Here is a 14,105-nt window from a genome sequence, read left to right as displayed (position 1 = left end):
TGGCGAACGCTAGGCCGCCGCTTCCAGCCCGTTGCTGAAGTGCTCGCGCATGCGCGCCATGGCGGCCTCGCCGTCGCGCGCCTCGATCGCGGCCATCACCGAGCGGTGCTCGGCCAGCGATTCCCCGATCCGCCCGGCCTTGAGCAGCGAGTTGTGGCGGTTGAGCTTCATCACCTTGCGCAGGTCGGCCACCATCTGGTCGCGCCACTTGTTGTTGGCGATCGCCAGCAGGCGCATGTGGAAGCGCTCGTTGACCGCGAAGAAATGCTCGCGGTCTTCGGGTGCTGCCGCAGCCTCGAGCTCGGCATGCAGCGCGCGCAGCTCGGCGAGCTGGGCCTCGGTGGCGCGCTCGGCCACCACGCCGGCGGCATCGCTCTCGAGCAATGAGAGCAGGTGGTAGACGTCGGCCAGGTCCTGCTCCGACACCTCGGTCACATAGGCGCCACGGCGCACCTTCATCGTCACCAGGCCTTCGGCGGCCAGCACCTTCAGCGCCTCGCGCAGCGGCGTGCGGCTGATGCCGTACTCCTCGGCGAGCTTGAGTTCGTCGATCCAGCTTCCCGGTTCGAGCTCGCGGCGGAAGATCCGCTGGCGCAGCAGCTCGGCCACCTCTTCATAGAGGGCGCGCGGGGTGAGGGTGACGGCGGACATGGGCGGGACTGTACTTCAAAAATCGCGTTTGAATTAATAATTATGGATCGGTTAGACTCGCGGCCGGCCTGCAAATCCCTGCGCGCCACCAGCGATTCCAGCGAATCCTTTCCTCCAGCAGCACACCCCTGCACGACACACTGCGAAGCGGCGCCTCCATGAGCAGCAAACCCGAACCCTCCTTCAAGCCCGCCACTCTCGAGGCCTGGGCCAAGGCCGCCGCCAAGTCGGCCCCCGGCGGCGACGTCGCCGCGCTGAACTGGATCACGCCCGACGGCATCAGCGTCAAGCCGCTGTACACCGCGGCCGACCTGCAGGGCCTGAAGTACACCGACACGCTGCCGGGCTTCGAGCCCTACCTGCGCGGCCCGCAGGCCACGATGTACGCGGTGCGCCCGTGGACCATCCGCCAGTACGCCGGCTTCTCGACCGCCGAGGAATCGAACGCCTTCTACCGCAAGGCGCTGGCCGCCGGCGGACAGGGCGTGAGCGTGGCCTTCGACCTCGCCACCCACCGTGGCTACGACAGCGACCATCCGCGCGTGACCGGCGACGTGGGCAAGGCCGGCGTGGCGATCGATTCGGTCGAGGACATGAAGATCCTGTTCGACCAGATCCCGCTCGACAAGGTCAGCGTGTCGATGACCATGAACGGCGCGGTGCTGCCGGTGCTCGCGGGCTACGTGGTGGCGGCGGAAGAACAGGGCGTGGCGCAGGACAGCTTAAGCGGAACCATCCAGAACGACATCCTCAAGGAGTTCATGGTCCGCAACACCTACATCTTCCCGCCCGCGCCGAGCATGCGGATCATCGGCGACATCATCGAGTACACGGCGCAGAACATGCCGAAGTTCAACTCGATCTCGATCAGCGGCTACCACATGCAGGAAGCCGGCGCCAACCAGGCGCTGGAGCTGGCCTTCACGCTGGCCGATGGCAAGGAGTACGTGAAGACCGCGCTGGCCAAGGGCCTCGACGTCGACGGCTTCGCCGGGCGCCTGAGCTTCTTCTGGGCCATCGGCATGAACTTCTATCTCGAGGTGGCCAAGATGCGCGCGGCGCGCCTGCTGTGGTGCCGGATCATGAAGGAGTTCGAACCGAAGAACCCCAAGAGCCTGATGCTGCGCACCCACTGCCAGACCTCGGGCTGGAGCCTGACCGAGCAGGACCCCTACAACAACGTGGTGCGCACCACCATCGAGGCGATGGCCGCGGTGTTCGGCGGCACGCAGAGCCTGCACACCAACGCGCTCGACGAAGCCATCGCGCTGCCGACCGAGTTCAGCGCCCGCATCGCGCGCAACACGCAGCTCATCATCCAGGAAGAGACGCACATCACGAACGTGATCGACCCCTGGGCCGGCAGCTACATGATGGAGAAGCTCACGCAGGACATGGCCGACGCGGCCTGGACCATCATCGAGGAGGTCGAGGCTATGGGCGGCATGACCAAGGCCGTGGACAGCGGCTGGGCCAAGCTCAAGATCGAGGCCGCCGCCGCCGAGAAGCAGGCGCGCATCGACTCGGGCAAGGACGTGATCGTCGGCGTCAACAAGTACAAGCTCAAGAACGAGGACGCGATCGAGAGCCTCTCGATCGACAACGTGAAGGTGCGCGACCAGCAGGTGGCGCGGCTGCAGAAGATCCGCGCCGCGCGCGACGGCGCCAAGGTGCAGGCCGCGCTCGACGCGCTCACCGAGGCGGCGGAGAACGGCACCGGCAACCTGCTCGCGCTGAGCATCGACGCGGTGCGCCTGCGCGCCACCGTGGGCGAGATCTCCGACGCGCTCGAGAAGTCCTTCGGCCGCCACCGCGCCGACACCCAGAAGGTGACCGGCGTCTACGCCGCCGCCTACGACTCCGCCGAGGGCTGGGAGAACCTCAAGACCGAGATCAACGCCTTCGCCGAGGAGCAGGGCCGCCGTCCGCGCGTGATGATCTCCAAGCTGGGCCAGGACGGCCACGACCGCGGCGCCAAGGTGGTGGCCACGGCCTTCGCCGACCTGGGCTTCGACGTCGACATGGGTCCGCTGTTCCAGACGCCCGAGGAGTGCGCGCGCCAGGCGATCGAGAACGACGTGCATGCGGTGGGCGTGAGCACGCTCGCGGCCGGCCACAAGACGCTGGTGCCCGCGATCATCGCGGAGCTGCGCAAGCAGGGCGCGGACGACATCATCGTGTTCGTCGGCGGCGTGATCCCGCGCCAGGACTACGACTTCCTCTACGAGGCCGGCGTGAAGGGCATCTACGGACCGGGCACGCCGATCCCGGCGAGCGCGAAGGACGTGCTGGAGCAGATCCGCGCGGCGGTGGCGGCCTGAGCAGCGTCGTGGGCGATCTCCTGTCGCGGCTGTCGCTGCAGCCCGTGGAATCCAGCGATTTCGAGGACATGCTGGCGCTGCGCATCGATGCGATGCGCCCGAGCCTCGAGCGTGTCGGCCGCTTCGACCTCGCGCGCTCGCGCGAGCGGCTCAGCGCCGGCTTCGTGATCCCGTTCATGCACCACATCGTGCTCGACGGCGACGGGCGCATCGGCTTCGTCACGCTCAAGCCCGAGGGTGCCGATGCGCTGCGGCTCGACCACCTGTACCTGCGCACCGGCTTCCAGGGCCTGGGCATCGGCGAATGGGTGATGCGCTGGGCCAAGGCGCAGGCGCGCGCGCAGCAGCGCGACATCAAGCTCACCGCGCTGGTGGAGAGCGATGCCAACCGCTTCTACCTGCGGCACGGCTTCGTGCTCGAGGGCGAGGAGGGCGTCGACCTGCACTACCGCTGGCGCCTGGCCGTGGAGGCCGCGTGCTGAACACGGCGCAGGCGCTTGAGCGCGCGATCGCCGAGACGGACGGCATGGCGCAGCGCCGCGCCATCGCCAAGGCCATCACGCTGCTCGAATCCACCCGCGCCGACCACCGCGCGCAGGCCGACGAGCTGCTCACCGCGCTGCTGCCGCGCACCGGCCATTCGTTCCGGCTCGGCATCTCGGGCGTGCCGGGAGTCGGCAAGTCGACCTTCATCGAGACCCTGGGCCTGCTGCTGATCGACAAGGGCCACCGCGTCGCGGTGCTCACCATCGACCCCTCGTCCACCGTCTCGGGCGGCTCCATCCTCGGCGACAAGACGCGCATGGAACGGCTCTCGGTGCACGAGCGCGCCTACATCCGCCCGAGCCCCTCGAGCGGCACGCTCGGCGGCGTGGCCGAGAAGACGCGCGAGGCGATGCTGGTGTGCGAGGCCGCGGGCTACGACGTGGTGATCGTCGAGACCGTGGGCGTGGGCCAGAGCGAGACCGCGGTATCGGGCATGACCGACATGTTCGTGCTGATGCAGCTGCCCAACGCCGGCGACGACCTGCAGGCGATCAAGAAGGGCGTGATGGAGATCGCCGACCTGGTCGTCATCAACAAGGCCGACATCGACAAGGACGCCGCCACGCGCGCACAGGCGCAGATCACCTCGGCGCTGCGGCTGTTCGGCCACCAGGGCAACCCCGACCACGCGGCCGCGGCGCACGACGCGCACAGCGGCGCGCAGGTGCGCTTCTGGCGGCCGGCGGTGCTGCAGCTCAGTGCGCTCGCGGGCACCGGCGTCGATGCCTTCTGGGCTGCCGTGCTCGAGTTCCGCGCGCTGCAGACCGCCAACGGCCGGCTCGCCACGCGCCGGGAGAAACAGGCCACCGCGTGGATGTGGGAGCGCATCGACGCGGGGCTCAAGCAGGCCTTCAGGCAGCACCCGCAGGTGCGCGAGCTGCTGCCGCGGCTCACGCGGCAGGTGGCGCAGGGCAGCCTGCCGGCGTCCACCGCGGCGCGCCAGCTGCTCGCCGCGGCGGCCGTCGCGGCGCCGGCACCATGACTTTCAACGATATCCAGGACCACCGCTTCGAAAGCACACCATGCAAGAACTGATCGACGAACTCGAAAAGCGCCGCGCGCAGGCCCGCCTCGGTGGCGGCCAGAAGCGCATCGACGCGCAGCATGCCAAGGGCAAGCTCACGGCGCGCGAACGCCTCGAACTGCTGCTGGACGACGGCACCTTCGAGGAATGGGACATGTTCGTCGAGCACCGCTCGACCGACTTCGGCATGGCCGACAACAAGATCCCGGGCGACGGCGTGGTCACGGGCTACGGCATGATCAACGGCCGCCTGGTGTTCGTCTTCAGCCAGGACTTCACCGTCTTCGGCGGCGCGCTCAGCGAAGCGCATGCCGAGAAGATCTGCAAGGTGATGGACCAGGCGATGAAGGTCGGCGCCCCGGTGATCGGCCTCAACGACTCGGGCGGCGCGCGCATCCAGGAGGGCGTGGCCTCGCTCGGCGGCTATGCCGACGTGTTCCAGCGCAACGTGATGGCCTCGGGCGTGGTGCCGCAGATCAGCATGATCATGGGCCCTTGCGCGGGCGGCGCGGTGTACTCGCCCGCCATGACCGACTTCATCTTCATGGTGAAGGACTCGAGCTACATGTTCGTCACCGGCCCCGAGGTGGTGAAGACGGTGACGCACGAGAGCGTGACAGCCGAGGAACTGGGCGGTGCCGTGACCCACACCACGCGCAGCGGCGTGGCCGACATGGCGTTCGAGAACGACGTCGAGGCGCTGATGATGCTGCGCCGCCTCTACAACTACCTGCCGCTGAACAACCGCGAGAAGCCGCCGGTGCGCCTGGGCAACAACGGCCAGGGCGACCCGGCCGACCGGCCCGACTATTCGCTCGACACGCTGGTGCCCGAAAACGCGAACAAGCCCTACGACATGAAGGAGCTGATCTTCAAGGTGGTGGACGACGGCGACTTCTTCGAGCTGCAGCCCGACTACGCGAAGAACATCGTGATCGGCTTCGCGCGCATGGAAGGCCAGACCGTGGGCATCGTCGCCAACCAGCCGCTGGTGCTGGCGGGCTGCCTCGACATCAAGAGCAGCATCAAGGCCGCGCGCTTCGTGCGCTTCTGCGATGCCTTCAACATCCCGGTCGTGACCTTCGTCGACGTGCCCGGCTTCATGCCCGGCACCGGCCAGGAGTACGGCGGCATCATCAAGCACGGCGCCAAGCTGCTCTACGCCTATGCCGAGTGCACGGTGCCGAAGATCACCGTCATCACGCGCAAGGCCTACGGCGGCGCCTACGACGTGATGGCCTCGAAGCACCTGCGCGGCGACGTCAACCTGGCCTGGCCGCGCGCCGAGATCGCTGTGATGGGCGCCAAGGGCGCGGTCGAGATCATCTTCCGCGAGGACAAGAACGACCCGGCCAAGCTCGCGGCGCGCGAGGCCGAGTACAAGGCCCGCTTCGCCAATCCCTACGTGGCGGGCGCGCGCGGCTACATCGACGACGTGATCCTGCCGCACGAGACGCGCAAGCGCATCTGCCGCTCGCTGGTGATGCTGCGCGAGAAGAAGCTCGAGAACCCGTGGCGCAAGCACGGCAACATTCCGCTTTGAGCCGCACGGAGAAGAACATGTTCAAGAAGATCCTGATTGCCAATCGCGGCGAGATTGCCTGCCGTGTGATCCAGACCGCCAAGAAGATGGGCATCCTCACGGTCGCTGTCTATTCCGACGCCGACAAGGAAGCCCGCCACGTCGAGCTGGCCGACGAGGCCGTGCACATCGGTGCCGCGCCCAGCCGCGAGAGCTACCTGCTGGCCGACCGCATCATCGAGGCCTGCAAGAAGACCGGCGCCGAGGCCGTGCACCCGGGCTACGGCTTTCTGTCGGAGAACGAAAGCTTCGCGAAGAGGGTCGAGGAAGAGGGCATCGCCTTCATCGGCCCCAAGCACTACTCGATCGCGGCCATGGGCGACAAGATCGCCTCGAAGAAGCTCGCCAACGAGGCCAAGGTCAACACCATCCCGGGCTGGAACGACGCCATCGAGACGGCAGAGCGCGCGGTCGAGATCGCGAAGGACATCGGCTACCCGGTGATGATCAAGGCCTCGGCCGGCGGCGGCGGCAAGGGCCTGCGCGTGGCCTTCAACGACAAGGAGGCCTTCGAGGGCTTCACCTCCTGCCGCAACGAGGCGCGCAACAGCTTCGGCGACGACCGTGTGTTCATCGAGAAGTTCGTCGAGGAGCCGCGGCACATCGAGATCCAGGTGCTCGGCGATTCGCACGGCCACGTGATCTACCTCAACGAGCGCGAATGCTCGATCCAGCGCCGGCACCAGAAGGTGATCGAGGAGGCGCCGTCGCCCTTCATCAGCGACGCCACGCGCAAGGCGATGGGCGAGCAGGCGGTGGCGCTGGCCAAGGCCGTGAACTACCAGAGCGCGGGCACGGTGGAGTTCGTGGTCGGCAAGGACCAGAGCTTCTACTTCCTCGAGATGAACACCCGGCTGCAGGTGGAGCACCCGGTGACCGAGTGCATCACCGGCCTCGACCTGGTGGAGCTGATGATCCGCGTGGCGGCCGGCGAGGCACTGCCGCTGACGCAGGAGCAGGTCAAGCGCGACGGCTGGGCCATCGAGTGCCGCATCAACGCCGAGGACCCGTTCCGCAACTTCCTGCCCTCGACCGGCCGGCTGGTGAAGTTCCAGCCGCCGGCCGAGACCATGTTCGCGAGCGACACCGAGCACCTGCAGGGCGTGCGCGTGGACACCGGCGTGTACGAGGGCGGCGAGATCCCGATGTACTACGACTCGATGATCGCCAAGCTCATCGTGCACGGCAAGGACCGCAACCACGCGATCGCGCGCATGCGCGAGGCACTCAACGGCTTCGTGATCCGCGGCATCAGCAGCAACATCCCGTTCCAGGCGGCGCTGCTCGCGCATCCGAAGTTCGTGGCCGGCGACTTCAACACCGGCTTCATCGCCGAGAACTACGGCAAGGGCTTCCATGCCGAGGACGTGCCGCACAGCGAGCCCGATTTCCTGGTCGCGCTGGCCGCCTACGTGCACCGCCGCTACCGCGCGCGTGCCTCGGGCATCAGCGGCCAGCTCGAAGGCCACGGCGTGAAGGTGGGCGAGCAGTTCGTGGTGGTCGAGCTCGGCGCGCAGGGCGAGCACGTGCACCACCCGGTGACCGTGAGCGACTTCCACGGCAAGACCGGCGCGAGCGCGGTCACGGTCAACGGCAAGACCTACAAGATCGACAGCAGCCTCGCGCTGGGCGCGGTGCGCGTGCAGGGCATCGTCAACGACAAGCCCTTCGTCGCGCAGGTGGAGCGCGGCGCCGGCAAGAATCCGCTGGCGCTGCGGGTGTCGAACGACGGCCGCCAGATCGAGGCCATGGTGCTGTCGCCGCTGGGCGCGCGCTTGCTTGCGCTGATGCCGCACAAGGCACCGCCGGACCTCAGCAAGTTCCTGATGTCGCCGATGCCGGGGCTGCTGGTCGAGGTGGCGGTGCAGCCGGGCCAGCAGGTGCAGGCCGGCGAGAAGCTCGCGGTGATCGAGGCGATGAAGATGGAGAACGTGCTGTTCGCCGCGCAGGACGGCGTGGTCGGCAAGATCTCCGCGGCCAAGGGCGAGTCGCTCGCGGTCGACCAGATCATCCTGGAGTTCAACTGATGGGGGCCAGCGACCTGCAGGCGGTGGTGCTGCACCGGCCCGCGAAGCCGGCGCCGGCGCCCGAGGGCCGCTGGTCGGTCGAGGCGATCCAGGCGCTGCTCGACAAGCCGCTGATGGAACTGCTGTTCGAGGCCCAGACGGTGCACCGCCAGCACTTTCCCGCGGGCGACATCGAGCTGGCCACGCTGCTGTCGGTGAAGACCGGCGGCTGCCCCGAGAACTGCGGCTACTGCCCGCAGTCGGCCGAGTTCGACACCGGCGTGAAGGCGCAGAAGCTGATGGAGGTCGACGAGGTGCTGCGCGCCGCGCAGGCGGCCAAGGACGCGGGCGCCACGCGCTTCTGCATGGGCGCGGCCTGGCGCGCGCCCAAGGACCGCGACGTCGAGAAGGTGGCGGTGCTGGTCGAGGCCGTGAAGGGCCTGGGCCTGCAGACCTGCGCCACGCTCGGCATGCTCGAGCCGCACCATGCGCAGCAGCTCAAGGCCGCCGGCCTCGACTACTACAACCACAACCTCGACACCGCGCCCGAGTACTACACCGACATCGTCGACACCCGCAGCTACCAGGACCGGCTCGACACGCTGGCCCATGTGCGCGGCGCCGGCATCAGCGTGTGCTGCGGCGGCATCGTGGGCATGGGCGAGGCGCCGGTGCACCGCGCGGGGCTGATCGCGCAGCTGGCCAACCTCGATCCGTACCCCGAGTCGGTGCCGATCAACAGCCTGGTGCGCGTGCCCGGCACGCCGCTGGCCGACTCGGAACCGATCGATCCCTTCGACTTCGTGCGCATGATCGCGGTCGCGCGCATCACCATGCCGACCGCGCGCGTGCGCCTGTCGGCCGGCCGCCAGCAGATGGGCGAGGCGGTGCAGGCGCTGTGCTTCATGGCCGGCGCGAATTCGATCTTCTACGGCGACAAGCTGCTGGTCACGGGCAATCCCGACGTGGAGGCCGACGTGCAGCTGCTGCGCAAGCTGGGGCTGCGCTCGCACCGCGCCTCGACCGAAACGAACCCGGAGTCCTGCCAATGACGAGCGCCATCCAACGTCCCTTCCGCGTGCTGGGCATCCAGCAGATCGCGATCGGCGGTCCCGACAAGACCCGGCTGCAGAAGCTCTGGGTCGACATGCTGGGGCTCGAGGTCACGGGCACCTTCCGAAGCGAGCGCGAGAACGTCGACGAGGACATCTGCGCGATCGGCACCGGCCCGTTCAAGGTCGAGGTCGACCTGATGCAGCCGCTCGATCCCGAGAAGAAGCCCGCGGTGCATGCCACGCCGCTCAACCACGTGGGCCTGTGGATCGACGACCTGCCGACGGCCGTGGAATGGCTGACCTCGCAGGGCGTGCGCTTCGCGCCCGGCGGCATCCGCAAGGGCGCGGCGGGCTTCGACATCTGCTTCCTGCATCCGAAGGCGAACGACGAGTTCCCGATCGCGGGTGAGGGCGTGCTCATCGAGATGGTGCAGGCGCCGCCCGAGGTGGTGAAGGCCTTCGACGCGCTCGCCGGGCGCTGAGGCCGGGCGCCTTCAGGCGTTCACGACCTTCCTTATCGGCGGCTTCACGTCCGAGCGGTGCGGCGGCCGCATCGGCTGGTGCTCGCGCGCCGGGTTCAGGATGATCGAGGTCGCGGTCTCGGTGAGGATGCAGAACTTGGTGACCACCGCGTCGAGGTGGCTCACGTCGATCACCGCGATCTCGAGGATCCAGCTGTCCTCGCCGGTCACGTTGTAGGCATTCACGCATTCGGGCGTGTCCTGCACCAGCTTCACGACGCGGTCGTAGTCGGCGCGGCCGACGCGGATCATCGCGCGGATGCCGTAGCCCAGCTTGGCCAGGTTGACGGTGGCGCGGTAGCCGCTGATCACGCCCGCGGCCTCGAGCTTCTTCACGCGCTCGGTCACCGCCGGCTGGCTCAGGTGCACGCGGCGACCGAGCTCGGCCATGGTGAGGCGCGCATCCTTCTGCAGCTCGGCCAGGATGCGGGTGTCGTGGGCATCGAGCGTGGGGTTCAAGGTGGATTCCATCGAAGTCCTTCAAATCGACGGCCGCGAGCCGCCAGAACCGTGATTTGCGCATGGAAGCGCGGCGGCGGCCTTCATACCATGGAGCGGCTCAGGCCCACAACAACAGACACCCTCGACATGCTCTCGCTCGCCACTTCCACGCCGTCCGCGCGCGGCGGACTGCCGCCGATCATCTGGCTCTGCCTCGCCGCCACCTGGCTGGTCTGGGGCTCGACCTACCTCGCGATCAAGTACGCGCTGATCAGCTTCCCGCCCTTCCTGCAGATGGGTTCGCGCTTCCTGTTCGCGGGCCTCCTGCTCGCGGCCTGGATGCGCTGGCGCGGCGCGCCCTGGCCGAACCGGCTGCAGTGGCGCAACGCGCTGGTGGTCGGCACGCTGATGCTTGGCGGCGGCATGGGCGGCACCGCGCATGCCGAGGTCTCGGTGGGCTCGGGCCTGGTGGTGGCCTTCATCGCGGTGGTGCCGCTGATCATCGCGCTGCTCAACCTGATCTGGGGCATCGTGCCGACGAAGCTCGAGGCGATCGGCATCGCGCTGGGCCTGGTCGGCGTGCTGATGCTGACCCAGGGCAGCGGCTTCCAGGCCTCGCCGGCCGGGCTGGCCGCGATCAGCATCGCCTGCGTCTGCTGGTCGGCCGGCAGCGTGCTGAGCCAGCGCGCGCTGCCGCTCGCACCGGGCGCGATGGGCTTCGCGAGCGAGATGATCTGCGGCGGCGTGGTGCTGCTGGTGCTGGCCGCTGTCTCGGGCGAGAGCCTCGCGTGGCCGCCCGCGCCGCAGGCCACGGCCGCCTGGTTCTACCTGGTGGTGTTCGGCTCGCTGATCGCCTTCAACGCCTACATGCTGCTGCTGGCGCGCGCACCGGCCGCGCTGGCGGCCAGCTACACCTTCGTCAATCCGGTGATCGCGATGCTGCTGGGCGTGTGGATCGCCGGCGAGACGGTCACGCGCTTCGAGTGGTACGCGGTGACGGTGACCCTGGCGGGCGTGCTGATGCTGCTGCTCAAGCGCTCGGCCAGAGGCTGAGCCCGTGGCTCAGGCGCCGGGTCGGCGCCATACCGCGAGCGTGGCCGCCAGCAGCCACATGCCCACGGCGCAGCCGCGGTTCAGCGCCTTGAGGCCGCGCTTCGAGAGCCAGCGCACGGCCTGCGTGCCGGCGCCGGCATAGGCCAGCATCACGCAGGTGTCGAGCAACACGAAGATGCCGCCGAGCAGCAGGTACTGCGGGCCCTGCGGCCGAGCGATGTCGACGAACTGCGGCAGGAAGGCCGCGAAGAACAGCAGCGACTTGGGATTCGACAGCGCCACCGCGAGGCTGCGCAGCAGCGCGATGCGGCCATGCAGCCGGCTTTCGGGCGAGGACTTCGCGAGCGCGGCGCCGAGGTCGGTGGCGTCGCTGCGCCAGAGCTTGACGCCGAGCCACACGAGGTAGGCCACGCCGGCCACGCGGATCGCGTTGAACAGCCATTCCGAGGCCGCCAGCAGCGAGCCCAGGCCGAGCGCGACGACGGCGATCACGATGCTGCTGCCGAGCGAGGCGCCGACGATGCCCCAGCTCGCGCGGCGCATGCCGCCGTCGATGCCGTTCGACAGCGCGAGCAGCATGGTCGGGCCCGGGATCACGGCGAGCGCGAGGGAGGCGAGCACGAAGACGAGCAGGGTGTCGAGGTTCATGGCTTGGGCGTGGAAGGACGTTGGGCGGCGGCGCGGGCGCGCGCGAGCGCGGCCTCGACCACCGAGCGCTTGCGGGCCTCGGCGCTGGGCGCCGCGACCTCGGCTTCGGGGCGCTTCTTGCCCTGGCGCGCATCGGTGGGCCGGTGCTGGCCGTGCAGGGCGTAGCGCGCGCGAGCATGGGCCGCCTGCGCGGGCGACCAGGCCTGCCAGCCGGTGCGGCCCGGCGTGGCGTCCTCGAGCGAGATGCAGTCGACCGGGCAGACCGGGATGCAGAGTTCGCAGCCCGTGCAGTGCGCGTCGATCACGGTGTGCATGCGCTTGTTGATGCCGAGGATGGCGTCGGTCGGGCAGGCGTCGAGGCACAGCGTGCAGCCGATGCACCAGGCCTCGTCGATCACCGCCAGCCTGCGCGGGCCCTCGGTGCCGAAGGCCGGATCGAGCGCCTGCACGGGGCGGCCGGTGAGCCGCGCGAGCCGCTCGACGCCCTCGGCGCCGCCCGGCGGGCACTGGTTGATCTCGGCCTCGGCGCTGGCCACGGCCTGCGCATAGCCCTCGCAGTCCGGGTAGCCGCAACGGGTGCACTGCGTCTGGGGCAGTGCGTCGTGGATGCGTGCGGCCAGTCCGTTCACGGGAGGGAAAGGAGGGCGCTCAGCGCGCCGCGGCGGCTTTGCGCGCCACGGTCTTCTTCGGGGCGGCCGCGCGCTTCGCGGCCGGTGCCGCCTTCTTGGCTGCAGCCGCCTTCTTGACGGGCGCGGTGGCGGTGGTGGCCGCCAGCCTGCGGCCGGGCTTGACCTGGTCTTCCGCCGCCAGGCTCTCGCGCGCGCCGGCGCGGCTTTGCGGCTGGTCGTTCGCGGCGATGAACTTCTGCATCTTCGGGTAGACCAGTTCGCGCCAGCGGCGGCCGCTGAAGATGCCGTAGTGGCCCGCGCCCTTGACCTCGTAGTGCTCGCGCTTCGCATCGTCGATGCCGGTGCACAGCTCGTGCGCGGCCTCGGTCTGGCCCGAGCCCGAGATGTCGTCGAGCTCGCCCTCGACCGTGAGCAGCGCGGTGGCGCGGATGTCCTGCGGCCGCACGCGCTCGACCTCGCCGGTCGGGCTCTTCACGTCCCAGGTGCCGTTGACCAGGTCGAATTCCTGGAACACGGTGCGGATCGTCTCGAGGTAGTAATCGGCGTCCATGTCGAGCACGGCGTTGTACTCGTCGTAGAACTTGCGGTGCGCCTCGGCGCTCGCGTCGTCGCCCTTGATCAGGTCCTTGAAGTAGTCGTAGTGGCTGCTCGCGTGGCGGTCGGGGTTCATCGCGACGAAGCCCGTGTGCTGCAGGAAGCCCGGGTAGACGCGCCGGCCCGCGCCCGGGAAGCCCTGGGGCACGCGGTAGATCACGTTGTTCTCGAACCACTCGAAGCTCTTGTTCATCGCGAGGTTGTTGACCGCCGTGGGCGACTTGCGCGCGTCGATCGGGCCGCCCATCATCGTCATGGTGAGCGGCAGCGCCTCGCCGCGGCTGGCCATCAGCGACACGGCGGCCAGCACCGGCACCGTGGGCTGGCACACGCTGACCACGTGGCAGTTGCCGTACTCGGCCTGCAGGCGGCGGATGAACTCCTGCACGTAGTTGATGTAGTCGTCGAGGTGGAACTCGCCGTCCGACAGCGGCACCAGGCGCGCGTTCTTCCAGTCGGTGATGTAGACCTTGTGGTCCTGCAAAAGGGTGCGCACGGTGTCGCGCAGCAGGGTGGCGTAGTGGCCCGACAGCGGCGCCACCACCAGCACCACGGGCTGGCTCTTGAGCGTCTTGAGGATGTGCGGCTCGTCGGTGAAGCGCTTGAAGCGCCGCAGCTGGCAGAACGGCTTTTCCAGCTCGATCACTTCCTGGATCACGACGTCGTCGCCGTCGACCTTGACCGACTTGATGTTGAACTCGGGCTTCTCGTAGTCCTTGCCGAGGCGGTAGAGCAGGTCGTAGCTCGCCGCCATGCGCTGCGCTCCGGGCAGCTGGCTCCAGACGGCACCGGGGCTGTAGAGCTTGGAGGCGGCCTGGGCGAAGTCCGCGAACGGTTCCATGAGGGAACGCTGGGCTTCGTAGAGTTGGTAGAGCATCGCTGTGTCGAGTTGGAATGTTGCGGTGCAATATATCAGCGCATTTCGACACGCGCAGGGGGCCTAACCCTAGGCCCGGGAAGGCCCTCGGAGATGGCCGCGGGCTTGCGTGAACAAGTTGTGGGGGGGGGGGGGGGGGGGGGGGGGGGGGGGGGGG

Annotated in this window: 13 protein-coding genes; 8 read left to right on the top strand and 5 right to left on the bottom strand. The window is 68.8% G+C overall.

Annotated elements, in window-relative coordinates; genetic code table 11:
- Positions 1-9: 9 nt before the first annotated feature.
- Positions 10-651 (bottom strand): GntR family transcriptional regulator, encoded by a 642-nt coding sequence (locus tag ACODT0_RS26580; RefSeq protein WP_057593638.1) that lies wholly within the window; start codon positions 649-651, stop codon positions 10-12.
- A 158-nt stretch (positions 652-809) separates the two neighbouring features.
- Between ACODT0_RS26580 and scpA the strand changes: the two genes are divergently transcribed.
- Genes scpA through ACODT0_RS26545 form a run of 7 tightly spaced genes read left to right on the top strand, consistent with a single transcriptional unit; the run spans position 810 to position 9,667 of the window.
- The gene (scpA, locus tag ACODT0_RS26575) at positions 810-2,972 is read left to right on the top strand and encodes a methylmalonyl-CoA mutase (protein WP_479672214.1); all 2,163 of its coding nucleotides are present in this window, start codon (positions 810-812) and stop codon (positions 2,970-2,972) included.
- A gap of 8 nt (positions 2,973-2,980) precedes the next feature.
- Positions 2,981-3,454, top strand: coding sequence for a GNAT family N-acetyltransferase (locus tag ACODT0_RS26570; RefSeq protein WP_057593640.1), 474 nt, complete (start codon positions 2,981-2,983; stop codon positions 3,452-3,454).
- On the top strand, positions 3,448-4,500 hold the full coding sequence (gene meaB / locus ACODT0_RS26565; RefSeq protein WP_489042710.1) for a methylmalonyl Co-A mutase-associated GTPase MeaB: 1,053 nt from the start codon (positions 3,448-3,450) through the stop codon (positions 4,498-4,500). Before ACODT0_RS26570 ends, meaB begins: the two co-directional genes overlap by 7 nt.
- A gap of 40 nt (positions 4,501-4,540) precedes the next feature.
- On the top strand, positions 4,541-6,085 hold the full coding sequence (locus ACODT0_RS26560; protein WP_057593642.1) for an acyl-CoA carboxylase subunit beta: 1,545 nt from the start codon (positions 4,541-4,543) through the stop codon (positions 6,083-6,085).
- 17 nt (positions 6,086-6,102) lie between these two features.
- Positions 6,103-8,151: an acetyl-CoA carboxylase biotin carboxylase subunit gene (locus tag ACODT0_RS26555; RefSeq protein WP_057593643.1), complete on the top strand. Its 2,049-nt coding sequence runs from the start codon at positions 6,103-6,105 to the stop codon at positions 8,149-8,151.
- On the top strand, positions 8,151-9,182 hold the full coding sequence (gene bioB, locus ACODT0_RS26550; protein ID WP_296789002.1) for a biotin synthase BioB: 1,032 nt from the start codon (positions 8,151-8,153) through the stop codon (positions 9,180-9,182). The genes ACODT0_RS26555 and bioB overlap by 1 nt, the downstream gene beginning before the upstream one ends.
- A complete protein-coding gene (locus ACODT0_RS26545; RefSeq protein WP_057593644.1) occupies positions 9,179-9,667 on the top strand; it encodes a VOC family protein in 489 nt (162 codons plus the stop codon). The genes bioB and ACODT0_RS26545 overlap by 4 nt, the downstream gene beginning before the upstream one ends.
- A 12-nt stretch (positions 9,668-9,679) precedes the next feature.
- Here ACODT0_RS26545 and ACODT0_RS26540 read toward each other — a convergent pair whose 3' ends face one another.
- Positions 9,680-10,177 (bottom strand): Lrp/AsnC family transcriptional regulator, encoded by a 498-nt coding sequence (locus tag ACODT0_RS26540; RefSeq protein WP_489042709.1) that lies wholly within the window; start codon positions 10,175-10,177, stop codon positions 9,680-9,682.
- A gap of 117 nt (positions 10,178-10,294) precedes the next feature.
- On the opposite strand from ACODT0_RS26540, the gene yedA reads away from it, so the two are divergent.
- Positions 10,295-11,200, top strand: a complete 906-nt coding sequence (yedA, locus tag ACODT0_RS26535; protein ID WP_489042708.1) for a drug/metabolite exporter YedA — start codon at positions 10,295-10,297, stop codon at positions 11,198-11,200.
- A 9-nt stretch (positions 11,201-11,209) separates the two neighbouring features.
- On the opposite strand, the gene ACODT0_RS26530 is transcribed toward yedA, so the two are convergent.
- Genes ACODT0_RS26530 through ACODT0_RS26520 form a run of 3 tightly spaced genes read right to left on the bottom strand, consistent with a single transcriptional unit; the run spans position 11,210 to position 13,948 of the window.
- Complete coding sequence (locus ACODT0_RS26530; RefSeq protein ID WP_479672216.1) at positions 11,210-11,848, bottom strand: LysE family translocator; 639 nt, start codon at positions 11,846-11,848, stop codon at positions 11,210-11,212.
- Positions 11,845-12,477, bottom strand: coding sequence for an RnfABCDGE type electron transport complex subunit B (locus ACODT0_RS26525; protein ID WP_479672217.1), 633 nt, complete (start codon positions 12,475-12,477; stop codon positions 11,845-11,847). Before ACODT0_RS26525 ends, ACODT0_RS26530 begins: the two co-directional genes overlap by 4 nt.
- A 19-nt stretch (positions 12,478-12,496) precedes the next feature.
- Entirely contained in the window at positions 12,497-13,948 is a 1,452-nt protein-coding gene (locus tag ACODT0_RS26520; protein WP_261210945.1) for a polyhydroxyalkanoate depolymerase, read from the bottom strand.
- Positions 13,949-14,105 lie beyond the last annotated feature (157 nt).

It is taken from the genome of Variovorax sp. FG153, assembly GCF_057809595.1.
This window is presented reverse-complemented; position numbering and strand designations above follow the sequence as displayed.